The sequence below is a fragment of the Amycolatopsis albidoflavus genome, assembly GCF_039525725.1.
Lineage (GTDB): Bacteria > Actinomycetota > Actinomycetes > Mycobacteriales > Pseudonocardiaceae > Amycolatopsis > Amycolatopsis albidoflava.
Map to the genome: position 1 here is coordinate 43081 of NZ_BAAAHV010000028.1, position 18247 is coordinate 61327.

Sequence of the window (18247 nt, forward strand, 5' to 3'; positions counted from 1 at the left end):
GGCACGAGGCAACTCTATACACCTCAGCCCGCTGCAGTGTAGCTTTCGGGAGTGAGCAGTTTTTCGGACCGAATCGTCGTGGTCACCGGAGGCACGCGCGGCATCGGCGCGGCCGTCGCCGAGCGGTTCCGCGGCGCCGGCGCGACGGTGCACTCCCCCGGCCGCGCCGAGTGCGACGTGACCGACGAGGCCGCCGTCCGCGAGTACTTCGCCCAGCTCGGACCGGTCGACGTGCTGGTCAACAACGCCGGGGTGTCGTCGAGCGCGCCGCTGGCGAAGACGGGCCTCGACGACTGGCGCGGCCAGTTCGAGGTCAACGCGACCGGCGCGTTCCTGTGCACCCGCGCGGTGTTGCCGGGGATGCGCGAGCGCGACTTCGGGCGGATCGTCACGGTCGCGTCCACCGCCGGTTTGGCCGGCGCGCGCTACACCTCGGGCTACACCGCGTCGAAGCACGCGGCGGTCGGTTTGATGCGGGCTGTGGCCGCGGAAGTGGCTGGCACGGGCGTCACGTCGAACGCGGTGTGCCCGTCGTTCGTCCGCACGGACATGACCGCGACGTCAGTGGCCCGGATCCGCGAACGCACTGGCCGCGACGAAGCCGACGCGGAAGCCGCGCTCGCCGCTGCCGCCCCGCTCGGACGGCTGCTCGAACCCGGCGAAATCGCGTACGCCGTGGAGTTTTTCGCCGCCCCGGAGGCGGCCGCGATCAACGGACAGACCCTCGTACTCGACGGTGGAGGAATCCAGAAATGAGCCCGTTCCGCGCCAGTGTCCCGCTCACGAAATCGTGGGAGCACTTCGAGTTCACGGTGGACGACGGGGTCGCGACGGTGACCTTCGACCGTCCGGAAAAGCTCAACGCGCTCACCTTCGACGTCTACGCCGACCTGCGCGACCTCGTCGCCGAATTGCCGCATCGCGGCGACGTCCGGGTGCTCGTGCTCACCGGAACGGGCCGCGGGTTCTGCTCCGGCGGCGACGTCGAGGAAATCATCGGCGAGCTGCAGAAAATGGACACCGCGGAACTGCTCGAATTCACCCGGATGACGGGTGCGGTGGTGAAAGCCATGCGCGAAACGCCGATCCCGATCATCGCGGCGATCAACGGCGTAGCGGCCGGCGCCGGTTCGGTGCTCGCGCTGGCGAGCGATTTCCGGCTGCTGGCCGAATCGGCGAAGTTCGCGTTCCTGTTCACGAAGGTCGGCCTGGCGGGCGCGGACATGGGTTCGGCGTACCTGCTGCCGCGCCTGGTCGGCCTCGGGCGGGCGACGGAATTGCTGATGCTGGGCGACAAACTCCCCGCCGCGCGCGCCGAAGCGATCGGGCTGGCGAACCGCGTGGTGCCGGACGCCGAACTGGCCGACGAGGCCACCGCACTGGCCCGACGGCTGGCGGACGGCCCCGCCCTGGCGTACTCCACCACGAAGGTGCTGCTGACCCGCGAACTCGACAGCGACCTCGGCAGCTCGATCGAGCTGGAAGCCATCACGCAGGCGCTGTTGATGACGGCCAAGGACCACAAGGAGTTCTACGCCGCCTGGTCCGCCGGTCGCAGTCCACAGTGGACCGGTCGCTGACCGCCCGCTGACCGTCCGTGAGGGGAACCCTGAGGGACTCTGATTCCCTCAGGGTTCCCCTCACGGACAGCTAGAGCTAGAGCTAGAGGTCGGTGTAGGCGAGCGCGTTTTCTTCTAGGGAGCCGAACCACAGGCGGCCGTGGTACTCGCGGATGCCCACCAGCAGGTGGAATCCCGGGATTTCGCCGCGCAGTTCCCGCACGACCGAACCGTCCGGGGTGACGGCGACCGCGCCCACCCGGCGTTTCGGCGCGGGCTGCAGCGCGTCCGGCAGGGCGCGCACCGCTGTCCGGACCGCGCGGGGAAGACGCCGGACGACGTCGAGGGCACGGAGGCGCGGGCTGGCCTCGGTGATCCAGATCAGCCCGTCCGAACCGGTCGCGATGTTGTCCGGGAAACCCGGCAGGTCGTCGATCAGGACGTCGCGATCGCCCGCGCGCGGACCGGTCAGCCAGACCCGGCTCACCCGGCACGCACCGGTTTCGGCGACCGCCACAAAGGATTCGTCCGGCGGAAGCGCGACGCCGTTCGCGAACTGGAGGCCATCGGCGAGCAGGTCGATGTGACCGTCCGGCGCGCGGCGCAGCAACCGTCCGCCCGCGGTCTGTTCGATGAGGTCGTCACGCCAGTTGTCGATGCCGAAGCGGCGCGAGGAATCCGTGAAGTAGATCGTGCCGTCGGCGGCGACCGCGGCGTTGTTGCAGAACACGAAATCCAGCCCGGCGCCGGACGTCGCGAGGGTCGTCGTCTCGCCGCCGGCCAGCGGCATGGTCAGCAACCCGGCGCGGGCGTCGCAGATCAGCAGTTCGTCGTCGCCGTAGAGCTCCAGCCCGAGCGGGCGGCCGCCGGTGTCGCCGATCAGGTCGATCCGTGCTCCGTCCGGCGAAAGCCGCAGGATCCGGCCGTCATCGACGCCGGTGTAGACCCGGCCCTCGGCGTCCACGACCACGTCTTCGGGACCGTGCCCGTTCACCGGGACGATCGTGACCTCACCGAACCGCACGCCGGCCTCCTACCGGTAGCTGAGCAGCCGCGCGTTCTCGCCTTCGAGATGCGGATGCTCGTTGAAGGACAACAGGTTCACGCCGCCGCGGCCGGACGTCAGCTTCGTGATGCCGGTGTTCACCGTGACGCGGTTGAGCTTCAGCAGCCCGGGCCCCGGCGTGCCCAGCAAGGATCCGGCGACCGCGCCCAGCACCCCGCCGGAGGTGAACACGAGCCCGTTTTCGCCCTTGCCCAGCGAACCGGCCAGTTCCGCCAGCGCCGCCGTGCAGCGGCCGAGGAAGGCGGGCCAGCTTTCCGCGCACGGACCGGTGTCGCCGGAGTCGACCCACGCGGTCAGCGCGGCGTCCAGCAACCGATGGTACTCGCGCGAATCCTGTTGCGGCGCACCGCCCGCGTGGTGCGCCGCGATGTCGACGTGGTCGTATTCGTTCCAGCGTTCGTCCTCGATCACCGGCACGTCGCAGCCGAGCACCTTCAGCGCCGTCGCCGCGGTGTCCCGCTGGCGGGCCAGCGTTCCCGAGCGCACCTGCGCGAACTCGACCCCGCGCCGTTTCAGCTCCGCGCCGACCAATGTGGACTGTTCGAAACCCAGCGGCGACAACGCGTCGTAATCCGCCGCGCCGAACGACGCCTGCCCATGCCGGATCAGGTAGATCGCACCCATTTATGCCCGTCCCGTCAGGAAAACATCCGCAGCAACCGGCCAGGGGCCAAGCGTACCGCGAGACTCAGCGGTACCCAGGGCCACGAAGGCACGTACGCGCGCTTCGGCTCCGCTTCGATCGCCTTGACCAGCGCGTGCGCACCGGCTTCGGCCGACACCATCAGCGGATTGGGTTTGGTCGAGCGCGCGGTCATCTCGGAGCTGATGTAGCCGGGCCGCACGTCGGTGACCGTGATGCCGTGGCCGCTCAGCTCCAGCCGCGCGCCCTCGGCGAACGCGGAGATTCCGGCCTTCGACGCGGAGTACGCGGTGAGGTTCCGCGGAAAACCGCGCAGCGCCATGAACGACGAGATCACCGCGAGGTGCCCGTCGCGCTGCTCGCGGAAGATTCCCGCGGCCGCCTCGATCTGGGCCACCGCTCCGACGAGATTGGTTTCGAGGGTCTGCAGGTTGGCGTCGAACCGGCCCGCGCCGACCGGCTGTCCCTTGCCGAGCCCGGCGTTGACGATCACCCGGTCGAGCCTGCCGAGTTCGGTCCGGAACTCCTCGAACACGTCGAAGACGCGCGCGTGGTCGGTGACATCGAGCGCACGCGTCACGACGGTGATGCCCGGGTACGCGTCGCGCAGCTCGGCGGCCAGGTCGTCGAGCCGTTCGGTGCGCCGGGCGCACAGCGCGAGATTGCGGCCGCGAGCGGCGAACTGCCGGGCCATTCCCTCGCCGAGACCGGAGCTGGCTCCGGTGATCAGGATGTTCTGCCGCAGGACCATGCCCGGAGCCTACCCGCTGGTAACCAACCGGGTGCTCCGGCGGCTCACCTCTTCGCCCACCTCCGCTCGGCCCGTTCCCTGCTGCCGGGAATCAGCCGGAACAGGAGCTTCGGCACCGCCCCGAAGAAGTAGTACGTCTTGCCGTCGACCTCCAGCGCGTGCTGCGCTTTGCCCGCGGGCGCTTTGTCCGCCGGCCCCAGGCTGAGTGCGAACGCGCACTTGCCGTCGAACTCCGGCTCGGCCATCTCACGCCCCCGGCGGCGGGAGGATTTCCAGCACGTCGATCGTGCCGATCTCGGTGTGCGGGTGCCCGGCGAGAAGGCCGCGCACCGCGTCCGCCGAATCGGCCTGCAGGATCGAGTACCCGCCGATCGTGCCGTCGCCGCCCGCGGTGGGCGCGCCGCCGTCCACCACCGCGTCGCCCGCTTTGGCGAACCACGCCATCCAAGCCTGCATCCCGGCGGCCTGCTGTTCCGGCGTCGCCTGGGCCATGCGCTCCGCGGCCGACTGGTCGGCGCGGTAAAGCAGAAGGAATTTCGCCATGCCGATCACCTGCGATCGAGGGAAACCGCCCCGCTGACGGGGATCGCGCTCATGGTCTGCCGCTTCGGCCGCCCGCGCAAGTCAGGCGGATCCGGCGCGGATGACCGGTGGCCCGGCTTCTGGGGGCATGCCGGGCCACCGGTTTCCGGGCGCGGCCGCCGGCCGGGCGCGGGGCGCGGTCCGCGCTGCCGGGGCCGAGGCTCCGGACGCGCCGGGGGCGGCGCGTTCCGTCCTGGCCATGGAAGCGCGACCGTGCAGGTCACGGCAATGGTTCACAGTTGCCAGTACTAGCCCGTTCGCCGGAGTGGTACGGCGGTACAACCTGGTCCGGCGGCTGCTACCGTGCCTGTGTCGGGCTCGGCACGGTCGGTGACCAATGGGGGCGGTCGACGGGAATGACGCAGCGACATGCGGACCACGCCGGTCCGGACACCGCCGGAGGTGCCCGGACCGCGTTCGCGAGCGCGCTGCGCGCCGCGATCGGAGCCAGCGGGCTTTCCCTGGACCGGATCCAGGCACGGTTGCGCGCCCGCGGCGCGACGGTGAGCGTCACGGCGCTCAGCTATTGGCAGTCGGGCAAACGCCAGCCGGAACGGGCCGGGTCGCTGTCGGCGGTGCGGGTGCTGGAGGAAATCCTCGACGTCCCCGACGGCGCGCTGCTCGGCTTGCTGCCGCCGCCCCGTCCGCGCGGCGCGAGCAAGCGCGACCGGGCGGGCGAGGAACCGGTCACCTTCACCCGCGAGATCCTCCAGCCGCTGCTGGACCGCGTCGGCGCGCCGGACGCGCTGGACCAGCAGCACCAGCTGAAGCTCATCGGCCTGCACGACCGCTGCGACATCGCGGCCGACGGCGGCCAGCTCGCGGTCACCTCGCGCGCGGTGTTCCAGTCCGGTGCGGACGGTCAGGACCGCTGGCTGCTGGTGTACGCACAGGGTGACGCGACGGCGGTGCCCGACTTGCAGCCGGTGCGCAACTGCCGCGTCGGACGCGCCGAAGTGGACGACGACCACGGCATCCTGGTGGCCGAACTGCTCTTCGACCGCGCGCTGGAGCGCGGCGAGACGCACCTCATCGAGTACACCCTGCGCAACTCCGGGCCGCCGTATCCGCAGTGCCGGGCGACGCATTACCGGGAATTCCGCCGCCCGGTCCGCGAGTACCTGCTGGAGATCCGCTTCGACCCGACCGCGGTGCCCGCCCGCTGCTGGCAGTACGCGAACGCCACCGACGAGGCACCCGCCCGACGTCGGCTGCGGCTGGACAGCGGCAACGGGGTGCACGCGATCGCGCTGGACTTCGGGCCGGGGATCTTCGGCATCGGATGGGGGCCGTGAGCCTGGCTGCGGAGCTGAAGATCCTTGCCTGCCCATCTTTTTCCGATAACCGCGCTCAGCTCAGCTTGGTCCGCAACACCTTCCCGGTCGCATTGCGCGGCAGCTCCTCCAGGAACTCCACATCCCTCGGCACCTTGTAGCGCGCCAGATTCGCTTTCACGTACTCGCGCACGCCGTCCTCATCGAGCGTCGAGCCTTCCGTGCGCACCACAAAGGCCTTGAGCCGCTCGCCGAAGTCCGGGTCCTCGACCCCGATCACCGCCGCCTCGAGGACGTCTTCCCGCTCCACCAAAAGGTTTTCCACCTCGATCGGGAACACGTTCTCGCCGCCGGAGACGATCATTTCGTCGTCGCGGCCGTCGATGAACAGCAGGCCGTCCTCGTCGAAGTGGCCGACGTCGCCGCTGGAGAGCAGGCCGTCGATGATCTCCTTGTTGCGGCCGTCGGTGTAGCCGCCGAAGCTGAGCCCGCTGCCGACGAACACCCGTCCGGTCACGTGCGGCGCGGTGATCTTGGCGCCGCGTTCGTCGTACAGAGCGACGCGGCAGCCGACCGGCGCTCGGCCGACCGTGCCCGGCGCGCGCTTCCAGTCCTCCGGCGTCGCGACCGTCGCCACGGCGACTTCCGTGGAGCCGTACAGGTTGTGCACGACGTCGCCGAATTCCTCGTTCGCCCGGTTGCCGAGATCCGGCGACAGCGCGGACCCGGCGACGAAGATGATCCGCAGGCACGAGGTGTCGTAGCGGTCGCGGACCTCCTTCGGCAGGTCGACGATCCGTTGCAGCATCGTCGGCACCAGTACGAGCGCGGTGCACCGATGCGTGGCGACGCCCTTCAGCGTGGCCTCCGGGTCGAACTTCCGGCGCATCACCACCGTGCAGCCGAGCGCGAAGCTGAGGATGAACTGCGACAGCCCAGTGCCGTGGAACAGCGGCGCGCCCATGAAGGTCGCTTCGCCGGAGCGCAGCGGAATGCGGTCAAGGAACTGCGCCGACGCCAGCGCGGACGTGTGCGGTCGCGGCGCGCCCTTCGGGGTGCCAGTGGTGCCGCTGGTCAACAGCACGAAGCCGCCGGGTTTGACGGGCGCGGGCAGCGGACGGTCGTCGGTGCTGGCGATGATCTCGGCAAGCACCGGGATCTCGTGGCCGCCCGGCTGGTCCACCCAGGCCAGGTAGCGGTCGACGTCTCCGTCGATCGCGTCGAGCAATCCGGTGAACTCCTGGTCGTAGACGAGCGCGGTGACGCCCTCGCGCTTGGCGACGTCGGCGAACTGCGGCTTCGCGAATCCGGTGTTCATCAGCAACAGCCGCGCGCCGAGCTTCCCCGAAGCGGCCATCGTGAGCACGAGCCCGCGGTGGTCGCGGCACAGCGCGGCGATCACCGAACCAGGGCCGAGACCGCGCTGCGACCAGGCGCGGGCGAGCGCGTTGGACTGGTCGTCGAGCTGCTTGAAGGTGAGCGGGCCCAGGTCGTCGACGATTCCGACGGCCGTCGAATCGCGCCGGGCCGCGATGTGGTTCGCGCCGGCGAACGGGCCGTACTTGCGGATCGCGACGAGGGACCGCAGGCCCTCGTCGAGGCGGGGGAACGGCACCAGCCCGGCGCGGCGCATCACGTCGACGCTGCGCACGGTCTCGGTCAGCTTGCCTGCCACCTGGCCGGCCAGCTCGGCCACACTCATCCGGGCACCTCCATTGCTGCTGCGGGAGCGCCCACGCCGACGGTCTCCGTACCGCCGGTATGGGAGTTACTCGACAGTAAAGCAAGGCCCGGCCGCGCACCAGTGCCCGGCCGGGGAGGAAATCCCCGGTACCGGTGACAGACCGTCCGTGAAGGGCTCCTTGAGGGAATCTGAGTCCCTCAAGGAGCCCTTCACGGACCGCTGGACACCTGGGTGTGCGGAAATTGTCGGTGCTGGTCCGCACAATGTGACGGTGCAGGTGATCACCGGCCGGGAGGAAGAGTCCGGCTACACGATCGAGGGCCCCTCGGGGACCCTCCGCGGGCTGTCGCGCGCCGACTGGGCCGACGAGGTACGTCGGCTGGAGGCGGCCGAGAGCCCGCGCTGGGTGCTGCCCTCGGCCGAGGAGATCTACCCCGCGCTGGTCAAGGCCGGCGTGCGGCTGGGCCGGTGCTACGACCTGTCGCTCGCCGAAGGACTGCTGCTCGCGTACGAGGGCCGGGAGGGCGAATCACGCAGCCTGCGGGCCGCGTGGGCCCGGGCGAACGGCGAGGAACCGCCCGACGACGGACCGGCCTTCGGCGAGGACGCTCAGCCCACGCTGTTCTCCCCGCGCGGCCCCGGCCTGCCGCCGGGTATCACGGTCGTCGCCGCGGCCCGGCGGGTCCTGGAAGAGCAGGAGAAACGCGTCGCCGCCACGGAGAATCCCGCACGGATGCGGCTGCTGCTCGCGGCCGAATCAGCGAGCGCGCTGGCCGCCGCCGAAATCTCCGCCGCCGGGCTCCCCTGGCGCGCCGACCGCCATCTGCAGCTGCTGGAAGCGCGCCTCGGCCCGCGCGTACCCGCTGGTCAACGCCCGAAAGCCCTCGTCGACCTCGCCGCGAAAATCTCGGCGGCTCTTGGCGGACGGCCAGTCAACCCCGACTCGTCGGCGAGCGTCGTCCGCGCGCTGGCCAGGGAGGGCATCGAAATCCCGGCCGCGCGGAAGTACCTCCTGCAGGACATCGACCACCCCGCCGTCGCACCCCTGCTGGAGTACAAGGAGCTGTCGCGGCTGCACTCGGCCAACGGCTGGGCGTGGCTGGACGAATGGGTCACCGACGGACGATTCCGACCGCACTACGTCGTCGGCGGCGTGGTGTCCGGCCGCTGGGCCACCCGAGGCGGTGGGGCGCTGCAGATCCCGCGCGCGCTGCGCTCCTGCGCGTCCGCGGACCCCGGCTGGAAACTCATCGTCGCCGACGGCGCACAACTGGAGCCGCGCGTCCTCACGGCGTTGTCCGGCGACCGCCGCCTGGCCGAAGTCGCCGCGGCGACCGATTTGTACGCCCGCTTGGCGGAAGCGCTGTTCTCCGGCACGCGCTACGTCCCGCTCCGCCCCGGCGACACGAGAGACGACCGTTCCCGCGCGAAGATCGCCATGCTGTCCGCGATGTACGGCGGCACCTCCGGCGAGGCTGGGCCACTGCTTGCGTTGCTGCGCCAGCGTTTCCCGGACGCAGTGTCCTATGTGGAGCATGCAGCCGCGGCGGGTGAGCGAGGCGAACGGGTCAGGTCTCGGCTGGGCCGTACGTCTCCGGCTCCGTCCGCTGCTTGGCGGGCTTTGACCGGTGGGCTCACCGAGGACGAGGCGACGGAGACCCGCGCGCGCCGGGCGTCGCGAAGCTGGGGGCGGTTCACGCGGAATTTCGTGGTGCAGGCCAGCGCGGCTGATCTGACTGCCGTTTTGCTGGCCACCTTGCGCGGACGGCTGCCTGACCCAGCGCATTTGGTGTTCTTCCTGCATGACGAGGTGATCGTGCACGCGCCTGCCGAGCTGGCGGACGAGGTCGCGGACATTGTGGAGACGGCGATCCAGGAGGCCGCGAGGCTGGTCTTCGGAGAAGCGTGTCCCGTGCGATTTCCCATGGACGCGAAATCGGTGGACAATTATGCGGAGGCCAAGTGATCAGCTGACTCAGATTTCCCATCAACCACATGGCGGTACTCGAAATATCCGTTCGGGCGAACGCGGCGTTGCCGTAGGTGGCGCTCAGCGCGCGACGTTCAACCGCAAAGGCGCTATCCGCCGATCGAGAACGATGAGTACCGTCGTGCCCCATGGCGGGGAGAAAGACAAAACGCAAAATCGGCAAACTCTGGGGCTATCTGGCGCTGATCGCGGTCGCGGTCCTGTGGACAGTTCCCTCGGTGGGGCCGGGAGTTATCGCGATCCTGTCGGCTTTCGTGGTGCTGTACTGCCTCTTCCAGGCCCCGACCTGGTGTTGCGCAACGACCCGGAAAGGAGAGTTCTGCCGCAACAACGCCAACGGAGTCCTCCTGGGCTGCCGCCTCCGGCAGCACAAATGGCAGAAGCTCAAGATGGCGTTCAAGGAGCAAGCTCCGGCGAAAGCTCTCGGAAGAATGCTCAGCAACATGGGCGGAGTGGCGGCCTCGCTTTCGGCGGTAGCTGGCACAGTTTCAGCGGGAGTCGCCACTGTCGCGCTCGTGGTGAAGTGATCCTCAGGCCAGCGCCTCGTCCAACGCCTTAGTGATCCGCTTCAACGAAACCGGATGCGCAGTCCCCAGTGTCTGCGCGAAGAAGCTCACCCGAAGCTCCTCGATCATCCACCGCACCTCCGCCAGCGCGGGCGAGGATGTCCCAGGCGGCAAAGCAGCCAACACGTCCTGGTATTCCTTCGTGATCCACGCGACGTCCGCCATGCGCTGCAAGTCCCGTGTCTGCTCCAGCGGCAGCTTCTCCAGCCTCCGCTCGATGCCGCGCAGGTATCGGACCACGTTCGACAGCCGTCCGGCACCCGTTTCCGTCACGAAGCCCTTGTGCACCAAGCCATCCAGCTGACGACGGATGTCCGCCAGCGACTCGGCCGGGCCGCGGGTGTCGGACAGGCGCGTTTCGACGTCGATGGCCGCGCGCAGGATCCGCTCGACCTCCGTCAAAACCTCCAGCACCTTCGGGTTCAGCCCCGCCCGCACCTTCTCCAGCAGCGCGGCGAACCCTGCCTCGTCCCAGACCGGCCCGCCGGCGGACGCCATCAATGCGTCGACAGCACAGTCGACACAATCCTCCAGCAGGCCAGCGACGCTGCCATGCGGGTTGCGGTTCAGCACCAGCTTCGAGGAGTTCGAAAGCGACCGCGTAATGAACTTCATCGGCGAGTTCAGGTTCAACCGCAGCATCCGCCGAGTGCCGGACCACATCGCGTGTTGCTGTTCGGCTGGCGTGTCCAGCAGCCGCACGGCCACCGACGCGCCCTCGTCCACCAGCGCCGGATACGCCTTCACATCGTGGCCGCGCCGGGTGGAGGCGAACACCTTCGGCAGCTCGCCGAACGACGGCTGCACCAGACCGGCCTTCTCAATGCTGTTGGCAGCCTTGGAAATCGTCTCCCGCACCCGCGGCGCGAGACGACGCTTCAGCTCCTCCAGGTCCTTGCCCTCGGCCACCCGCTTGCCGCGCTCGTCCACCACGCGGAAGGTGATCCGGAGGTGGTCCGGCACCGTCGAGAGGTCCCACGCCGAATGCGGAACGTCGATGCCGCGTATCGCGTGCAGCTCGTCGCCGAGGATGTCGAGCAGCGGACCGTCCGAAGGGGACATTCGCGTCAACGCGTCCGCGGCCGTATCGGGCGCCGGGACGAAGTTGCGCCGCAACGTTTTCGGCAGCGACTTGATCAGCTGCGTCGCCAGTTCGCCGCGCAGGCCGGGCACCTGCCAGTCGAAACCGTCCGGCGTGACCTGGTTCAGCACCGGCAGCGGGATGTGCACGGTCACGCCGTCGGCGTCCGCACCAGGCTCGAACTGGTAGGTCAGCTTGAAGACGTGCGTGCCCTGTGTCCACGAGTCCGGGTAGTCCGATTCGCGGACCGCGCCCGCGACCTCGTTGATGAGCATGGACTTCTCGAACGACAGCAGGTCCGGCTCGTTCCGCCGCGCCTTCTTCCACCAGCTGTCGAAGTGCCGCACGGACACGATGTCCTCAGGCACGCGCGCGTCGTAGAACTCGTACAGCGTCTGGTCGTCCACCAGGATGTCGCGCCGCCGGGCGCGGTTCTCCAGGTCTTCGACCTCGTCCAGCAGCGCGCGGTTCTCGGCGAAGAACCGGTGGTTCGTGTGCCAATCGCCCTCGACCAGCGCGTGCCGGATGAACATCGCGCGCGAGATCTCCGGGTCGATCCGGCCGTAGTTCACCCGCCGGTCCGCGATGAGCGGCACGCCGTACAGCGTCACCTTTTCGGTCGCCATCACCGCGCCCTGCTTGCGCTCCCAGTGCGGCTCCGAATACGAACGCTTCACCACGTGCTGCGCGAGCGGTTCGACCCAATCCGGCTCGATCCGCGCGTTGACCCGGCCCCACAGCCGCGACGTCTCGACCAGCTCGGCCGACATCACCCAGCGCGGCTGCTTCTTGAACAGCGCCGAACCGGGGAACACCGAGAACCGGGCGCCGCGCGCGCCGAGGTAGTCGCCCTTCGCCGGGTCCTTGAGCCCGATGTGCGACAGCAGCCCGGAAATCAGCGCCGTGTGCACGTGCTGCGGTTCGGCGGGCGTGGTGCTGAGCGTGATGCCGAGCGGTTTGGCGAGCTGGCGCAACTGGCCGAAGATGTCCTGCCACTCGCGGATCCGCAGGTAGTTCAGGTATTCGGTACGGCACATCCGGCGGAACTGGTTGCCGGTCAACGTCTTCTGCTGTTCGCTGACGTACTCCCACAGCTTCAGGTAGGAGAGGAAGTCCGACGTCGGGTCCGCGAACCGGGAGTGCTGCGCGTCGGCGGCCTGCTGCTTCTCCGCCGGCCGCTCGCGCGGGTCCTGAATGGACAGTGCGGCGGCGATGATCATCACCTCGCGCACGCAGCCGTTCTGCGCGGCCTCCAGCACCATCCGGCCCATCCGCGGGTCGACCGGCAGCAGCGCGAGCTTGCGGCCGACCTCGGTGAGTTTCGAGGAATCGCCGGTCTCGAACGCGCCGAGCTCCTGCAGCAGCTGCACGCCGTCGGTGACCTGGCGGCGGTCCGGCGGCTCCACGAACGGGAACGCGTTCATGTCGCCGAGCCCGAGCGACGTCATCTGCAGGATGACCGAAGCCAGGTTCGTCCGCAGAATCTCCGGATCGGTGAACTCCGGCCGCGATTCGAAGTCCTCCTCGGAGTACAGCCGGATGCAGATGCCGTCCGAGGTACGCCCGCAGCGGCCCTTGCGCTGGTTCGCCGACGCCTGCGAGACCGCCTCGATCGGCAGCCGCTGCACCTTCGTGCGATGGCTGTAGCGCGAGATGCGCGCGGTGCCCGGATCGATCACGTACTTGATCCCGGGCACGGTCAGCGACGTCTCGGCGACGTTCGTGGCCAGCACGATCCGCCGTCCGGTGTGCCGCTGGAACACGCGGTGCTGATCGGCCGCGGACAACCGCGCGTACAGCGGCAGCACCTCGGTGTTCCGCAGGTCCAGCCGGTTCAGCACGTCCGCGGTGTCGCGGATCTCGCGCTCGCCGGAGAGGAACACGAGGATGTCGCCCGGCGCCTCGCCGGACAGCTCCTGCACCGCCTCCGCGATCGCCTGCGTCTGGTCGCGGTCCGGGTCGCCTTCGGGCTCGTCCGGGTCCGCGAGCGGGCGGTAGCGCACCTCGACCGGATAAGTCCGGCCGGAGACCTCGACGATCGGCGCGTTGTCGAAATGCCGCGAGAACCGCTCCGGGTCGATGGTCGCCGAGGTGATGACGACCTTCAGGTCGGGACGGCGCGGCAGCAGCTGCTTGAGGTAGCCGAGGATGAAGTCGATGTTGAGGCTGCGCTCGTGCGCCTCGTCGATGATCAGCGTGTCGTACTGGCGCAGCATCCGGTCGGTCTGGATCTCGGCCAGCAGGATGCCGTCGGTCATCAGCTTGACCAGGGTGTCCTGGCCGGACTGGTCGGTGAACCGGACCTTGTAGCCGACGGTGTCGCCCAGTTCGGTCTTCAGCTCGCTGGCGATCCGGTCCGCGACCGTGCGCGCGGCGAGCCGGCGCGGCTGGGTGTGCCCGATCTGCCCGCGCACGCCGCGGCCCAGCTCCAGGCAGATCTTCGGCAGCTGCGTGGTCTTGCCCGACCCGGTCTCCCCCGCGACGATCACCACCTGGTGGTCGCGGATCGCGTCGCCGATCTCGTCCTTGAGCCTGCTGACCGGCAGCTCGGCGGGGTACTCGATCTTCGGCACGCTTTCGCGGCGCTGCTGCACGCGCAGCAGCGCCGTCTCGACGTCGGCGGCGATGCGCTCAGCCGTCTCCTGCTTGGCACGAGACCGGCGCGCGCCGTCGAGACGACGACGGAGCCGGTACTCGTCGCGCAGCATCAGTTCGGGCAGCTGGGCGCGCAGCTCTGCGAAGGGGGATGGAGTGGACATACTTGGGCCAAGGATAGCCGTGCGTGACCGCCGTGGCTTCCGAATATGCCGCGAGTGACAGCCCCGCCTCCCCGATTCACGGCACCGGGGCCGGGCGCGGCCGCACGAGCTTGGCCGGAAGCAGCCAGGTCAGCCGGTCCGAGCGGAGCACGGCGAGCGGTCCGATCACGGCCAGGAGCAGCACGTATCCGGCGACGAACGGGGCCACCCGCGAGTCGAGCCCGGCCGCGGTCGCCATCGTCGCCAGCACCAGCGAGAACTCGCCTCGGGTGAGCACGGTCAGGCCGATGTTCACGCCTTCCTGCCGGTCGAAGCCGTGCAGGCGGGCGGCGAACGCGCCGGCGGCCAGGTTCAGCACCAGCGTCAGCACGACCGCGGCGAGCACCGGGACGACGACCGTGCCGACCGCGCCCGGGTCGATCGACAGCCCGAAGATGAAGAAGAACAGCGCGCCGAACGCGTCCCGCAGCGGCAGCACCAGCTTGTGCACCCGCGGCGCGACCTTGGAATTGCCGAGCATCATGCCGACCATGAACGCGCCGATCGCGTCGGAAACGCCCACCTCCTCGGCCACCGCGGCGCCGAGCACAGCCACGCCGACGAAGCAGACGGTGAGCAGTTCGTCATCCGCCGAGCCGAAGAGGCGCGACACCAGCCGTCCGCCCCAGCGGGCCAGCGCGGCGAGCACGAGCAGGAAGCCGAACGCCTTGCCGAAGTCGGCGAGCGCCGCGCCGAATCCGTCGGCGCCGCTCAGCACCGGCTGCAGCAGCGCCAGGTACAGCGCGAGGAACAGGTCCTCCAGCACGACGATGCCCATGATGAGGCGGGATTCCCGGTTGTTCATCCGACGGGTTTCCAGGAGCAGTTTGGTGACGATGGCCGAGGACGAGATGCCGATCGCGCCGGCGATCACCAGCGCCTCGCGCGTGCCCCAGCCGAGCACGAAGCCGAACGCGAGCCCGCCGCCGATGTTCAGCACCAGGTATGCCAGCCCCGCCCAGGCGAGTCTGGCGCCGCCGCGGGCGAGGTCGTCGAGCGAGAACTCCAGGCCGAGATAGAAGAGCAGAAACACGAGACCGAGCCCGGCCAGTACGCCGAACTCGGCCGGATCGTCCACAAGGGACAGTCCGGGGGTGTGCGGGCCGAAGACGAAACCGGCCAGCATGAACAGGGGGATCGTGGGCAGCCCGATCCGGGCGCCGACGCGGGCGAGGGCGCCGGCGGCGAGAAACGCACCGCCGACGGCCAGCAAAGCATGACCGTTGCTCATGAAATCCTCTTGAGAGCCGGGTACAGGCGGGGAAACGAGTACTCAGCAATCAGGAGGGGCGCGCGCCGCGGCGGGTGCGGGCGCGCGGTCCAGTTCGACCGGCGGCGCGGCGGAAAACGGGACGGTGCACCAATCCGGCCGGGCGAGGCGGATCTCGCCCGGGGCGTCGGCGAGCGGCAGCGGGTGCGCGGCGACAAGATGCGGGCCTTGTTCCTGGACCAGGGCCGGTTCGGGGTCGTGCGGACGCGGACCAGCCGGTCCTGGCCCGGGTACGGCCACGCCGAGCAGGAGCAGCGCGGCGAGCAGCAGAACGAGGATGGACCGGTGCCGCGGCGCGGAAGCGGCGGCAGCAGTCGTCATCTCAGGATGAGTTTACCATGTCTTTAAGGTGCGCCGAGAGCTCTCGTTTGCGTCCATAGTGGACAGTCAGATGACGACTCCTGCGGTTCCAGTGGATTTTCGGCCGCATTCAGGCAATCTTCATCGTCCACAGTAGACAGCTCACGTTCACATCTGTGAAAAGTTTTCGCATCCCTTGCCCCGCGGCTTCACGCTCGGTTATCGTGGCGCTACGCCGCAGCAGTACCCGGAACCGGTCATTCGCCGGTCCGGCCGCCTTGCCCACGTACCGCGGAAAGGGATTCCCCTCATGCGCAAGACGATGCGGCCCACGCTGGTCGCCGGTCTCACGGCTGCCTCGGCCCTCGCCCTCGTGTTCAGCACCCCCGCTCTCTCGGCCGCCGCCGTACCGGCCCCGCTCGCCGCCTCAGCAGTGTCTTCGTCGGTGCTGGGATCCGGCGGCGATCTCGCTTCTCCGGAGAAGAAGGAGATCGCGATGCAGCTGGTGTCGAGCGCGGAAAACTCCTCGCTCGACTGGAAGAAGCAGTACTCCTACATCGAGGACATCAAGGACGGCCGCGGCTACACCGCGGGCATCATCGGGTTCTGCTCCGGCACCGGCGACATGCTCGAACTGGTGCAGGCCTACACCAAATCCGTGCCGGACAACCCGCTGGCGAAGTTCTTGCCCGCGCTGGAAAAAGTCAACGGCTCCGATTCGCACGAAGGTCTCGGCGCGCCGTTCGAGAACGCCTGGAAGGAAGCCGCGGGCACCCAGGAATTCCAGGCCGCGCAGAACAGCGAGCGCGACCGCGTGTACTTCGACCCGGCGGTCAACCAGGGCAAGTCGGACGGTCTCGGCGCGCTCGGCCAGTTCATCTACTACGACGCGATCGTGATGCACGGCCCCGGCACGAGCACCGACAGCTTCGGCGGGATCCGCGACGCCGCGCTGTCGAAGGCGAAGCCACCGGCCCAGGGCGGCGACGAAACGGCCTACCTCAAGGCATTCCTCGACGCGCGCAAGGTGGTCATGAAGAAGGAAGAGGCACACGCGGACACGTCCCGCGTCGACACCGAACAGCTGGTGTTCCTCAATGACGGCAACCTCGATCTGCACACGCCGCTGAAGTGGAAGGTCTACGGCGACCCGTACGAGATCAACTGAACTCCCAGCAGGTTCTCGCGGTCACCGCGCATAGCGCGGCCGCGTGGGACCACGACGGCGACCGCTGGGTACGGGCACTCGGTCCGTACCCAGCGGAAGTCGGCGCGCAAGGAATCGGTGTCGCGCGCGAAGGGCTTTCCCTTACTCCCGCCGGAATCTGGCCACTCACCGAGGCTTTCGGCATCGAGCCGAACCCTGGCACCCGGCTCCCCTATCGGCAGGTGACCACTTCGGACTGGTGGGTGTCCGATGTGCACTCTCCGCTTTACAACACGCATTACCGAGGCACACCAGGCCCGTTCGACGAAGCGGCGGGCGAGAATCTCGGTGCGGCGGGTCCCGCGTACGCGCACGCGGTGGTGATCGACTACAACCGCTCGCCAGTCGTGCCCGGCGCCGGTTCGGCGTTCTTCCTGCACGTGGCCACCGACGGGCCGACCGCTGGCTGTGTCGCTCTCGCGCAAAACGATCTCATCGCGGTGCTGCGCTGGCTCGACCCCGCGCGGAATCCCGTCATCGCAATAGCTGATCAGCCGTCCGCGTGTTGATGATCCGTTCCGGTCCGATGCCCGCGTTTTCCGCCCGCTCGCAGCCGTAAACCTGCCAGTCGAGCTGGCCGGGCGCGTGCGCGTCGCTGTCGATCGCGAACTCGCAGCCCAGCTCGGCGGCCTGGCGCAGCAGCCGCGTCGGCGGATCGAGCCGGTCCGGCCGCGAGTTGATCTCCACCGCCACCCCGTTCTCGCGGCAGGCGGTGAACACCTTCTCGGAGTTGAACTGCGACTCCGGCCTGCTGCGTCCGCCGACCAGCCGTCCGGTGCAGTGCCCCAGCACGCGGACATGCGGATTCTCGACGGCGGCCAGCATCCGCGGCGTCATCTCCCGCGCCGGCATGCGGAGCTTCGAGTGCACGCTCGCCACCACGAAGTCCAGCCGATCCAGCAGCTTCTCGGTCTGGTCGAGCGCACCGTCGTCGAGGATGTCGACCTCGATGCCGTGCAGCAGGCGAAACGGCGCCAGCTGCTCGTTCACCCGCGCGACCTCGTCCATCTGCGCGCGCAGCCGCTCCGGGGACAGGCCGCGCGCGACGGTCAGCCGCGGGGAATGGTCGGTGAGCACGATCCACTCGTGCCCCAGCTCTCGCGCCGTCTCGGCCATCTCGAGAATCGGGCTACCGCCGTCGGACCAGTCGGAGTGCGTGTGGCAGTCGCCGCGAAGCGCCGTACGCAGCGCACCGCCGTCCGGCAGCTTCTTCTCAGGCAGCTTCGCCGCGTACGCAGGCGTGCGGTCGTGCCACGCATCTTCGATGACGCCGGCAGTGGCTTTGCCAATGCCCTTCAACGCCTGAAGCGTCTTCGCACCGACGCGCGACGCTAGTTCGTCTTCGGAGAGCTTGTCGACCACCGCGGCGGCCTGACGGAACGCGCGCACCCGGTAAGTCGGTTCACCGGCGCGTTCGAGCTGGAAGGCGATGTCGCGCAGGGCGCGGGCCGGGTCCATGACTCCTGTTTTACCCGC

17 protein-coding genes are annotated in these 18247 nt (G+C 69.2%); 7 read left to right on the forward strand and 10 right to left on the reverse strand.

Annotation, left to right across the window (positions count from 1 at the left end):
* Nucleotides 1-51: 51 nt before the first annotated feature.
* Both ABD156_RS42980 and ABD156_RS42985 read left to right on the forward strand, forming a co-directional pair.
* Nucleotides 52-756, forward strand: a complete 705-nt coding sequence (locus ABD156_RS42980) for an SDR family NAD(P)-dependent oxidoreductase (protein WP_344287100.1) — start codon at nt 52-54, stop codon at nt 754-756.
* Nucleotides 753-1580, forward strand: a complete 828-nt coding sequence (locus ABD156_RS42985; RefSeq protein WP_344287102.1) for an enoyl-CoA hydratase family protein — start codon at nt 753-755, stop codon at nt 1578-1580. Before ABD156_RS42980 ends, ABD156_RS42985 begins: the two co-directional genes overlap by 4 nt.
* An 82-nt stretch (nt 1581-1662) precedes the next feature.
* Here ABD156_RS42985 and ABD156_RS42990 read toward each other — a convergent pair whose 3' ends face one another.
* Genes ABD156_RS42990 through ABD156_RS43010 form a run of 5 tightly spaced genes read right to left on the reverse strand, consistent with a single transcriptional unit; the run spans nt 1663 to nt 4562 of the window.
* The gene (locus ABD156_RS42990; RefSeq protein WP_344287104.1) at nt 1663-2583 is read right to left on the reverse strand and encodes an SMP-30/gluconolactonase/LRE family protein; all 921 of its coding nucleotides are present in this window, start codon (nt 2581-2583) and stop codon (nt 1663-1665) included.
* 9 nt (nt 2584-2592) lie between these two features.
* Entirely contained in the window at nt 2593-3249 is a 657-nt protein-coding gene (locus tag ABD156_RS42995; RefSeq protein ID WP_344287106.1) for a histidine phosphatase family protein, read from the reverse strand.
* A 14-nt stretch (nt 3250-3263) separates the two neighbouring features.
* Nucleotides 3264-4019 (reverse strand): SDR family oxidoreductase, encoded by a 756-nt coding sequence (locus tag ABD156_RS43000; protein ID WP_344287108.1) that lies wholly within the window; start codon nt 4017-4019, stop codon nt 3264-3266.
* A gap of 44 nt (nt 4020-4063) precedes the next feature.
* Entirely contained in the window at nt 4064-4264 is a 201-nt protein-coding gene (locus ABD156_RS43005; protein ID WP_344287110.1) for a hypothetical protein, read from the reverse strand.
* A gap of 1 nt (nt 4265) precedes the next feature.
* Nucleotides 4266-4562, reverse strand: coding sequence for a YciI family protein (locus tag ABD156_RS43010; RefSeq protein WP_344287112.1), 297 nt, complete (start codon nt 4560-4562; stop codon nt 4266-4268).
* A 395-nt stretch (nt 4563-4957) separates the two neighbouring features.
* On the opposite strand from ABD156_RS43010, the gene ABD156_RS43015 reads away from it, so the two are divergent.
* Nucleotides 4958-5896 (forward strand): hypothetical protein, encoded by a 939-nt coding sequence (locus ABD156_RS43015; protein WP_344287114.1) that lies wholly within the window; start codon nt 4958-4960, stop codon nt 5894-5896.
* A 55-nt stretch (nt 5897-5951) separates the two neighbouring features.
* Here ABD156_RS43015 and ABD156_RS43020 read toward each other — a convergent pair whose 3' ends face one another.
* The gene (locus ABD156_RS43020) at nt 5952-7577 is read right to left on the reverse strand and encodes an acyl-CoA synthetase (RefSeq protein ID WP_344287116.1); all 1626 of its coding nucleotides are present in this window, start codon (nt 7575-7577) and stop codon (nt 5952-5954) included.
* A gap of 253 nt (nt 7578-7830) precedes the next feature.
* Here ABD156_RS43020 and ABD156_RS43025 point away from each other — a divergent pair, with 253 nt between their 5' ends.
* Nucleotides 7831-9525 (forward strand): bifunctional 3'-5' exonuclease/DNA polymerase, encoded by a 1695-nt coding sequence (locus tag ABD156_RS43025; protein WP_344287118.1) that lies wholly within the window; start codon nt 7831-7833, stop codon nt 9523-9525.
* A gap of 152 nt (nt 9526-9677) precedes the next feature.
* Nucleotides 9678-10076, forward strand: a complete 399-nt coding sequence (locus tag ABD156_RS43030; protein WP_344287120.1) for a hypothetical protein — start codon at nt 9678-9680, stop codon at nt 10074-10076.
* Between the two features lie 3 nt (nt 10077-10079).
* Here the strand turns inward: ABD156_RS43030 and hrpA are convergent, their stop codons facing one another.
* The 3 genes from hrpA to ABD156_RS43045 form a co-directional block, all read right to left on the reverse strand.
* Complete coding sequence (gene hrpA, locus ABD156_RS43035; RefSeq protein ID WP_344287122.1) at nt 10080-13955, reverse strand: ATP-dependent RNA helicase HrpA; 3876 nt, start codon at nt 13953-13955, stop codon at nt 10080-10082.
* Between the two features lie 76 nt (nt 13956-14031).
* Nucleotides 14032-15225, reverse strand: a complete 1194-nt coding sequence (locus ABD156_RS43040; protein WP_344287124.1) for a cation:proton antiporter — start codon at nt 15223-15225, stop codon at nt 14032-14034.
* Nucleotides 15226-15267: 42 nt separating this feature from the next.
* Complete coding sequence (locus ABD156_RS43045) at nt 15268-15585, reverse strand: hypothetical protein (RefSeq protein ID WP_344287126.1); 318 nt, start codon at nt 15583-15585, stop codon at nt 15268-15270.
* A 289-nt stretch (nt 15586-15874) separates the two neighbouring features.
* Here ABD156_RS43045 and ABD156_RS43050 point away from each other — a divergent pair, with 289 nt between their 5' ends.
* Entirely contained in the window at nt 15875-16732 is an 858-nt protein-coding gene (locus tag ABD156_RS43050) for a chitosanase (RefSeq protein ID WP_344287128.1), read from the forward strand.
* Nucleotides 16696-17280 (forward strand): L,D-transpeptidase family protein, encoded by a 585-nt coding sequence (locus tag ABD156_RS43055; RefSeq protein WP_344287130.1) that lies wholly within the window; start codon nt 16696-16698, stop codon nt 17278-17280. The genes ABD156_RS43050 and ABD156_RS43055 overlap by 37 nt, the downstream gene beginning before the upstream one ends.
* On the opposite strand, the gene ABD156_RS43060 is transcribed toward ABD156_RS43055, so the two are convergent.
* Nucleotides 17246-18229, reverse strand: coding sequence for a PHP domain-containing protein (locus ABD156_RS43060; RefSeq protein ID WP_344287132.1), 984 nt, complete (start codon nt 18227-18229; stop codon nt 17246-17248). The two genes, ABD156_RS43055 and ABD156_RS43060, sit on opposite strands and share 35 nt — an antisense overlap.
* Nucleotides 18230-18247: the final 18 nt, after the last annotated feature.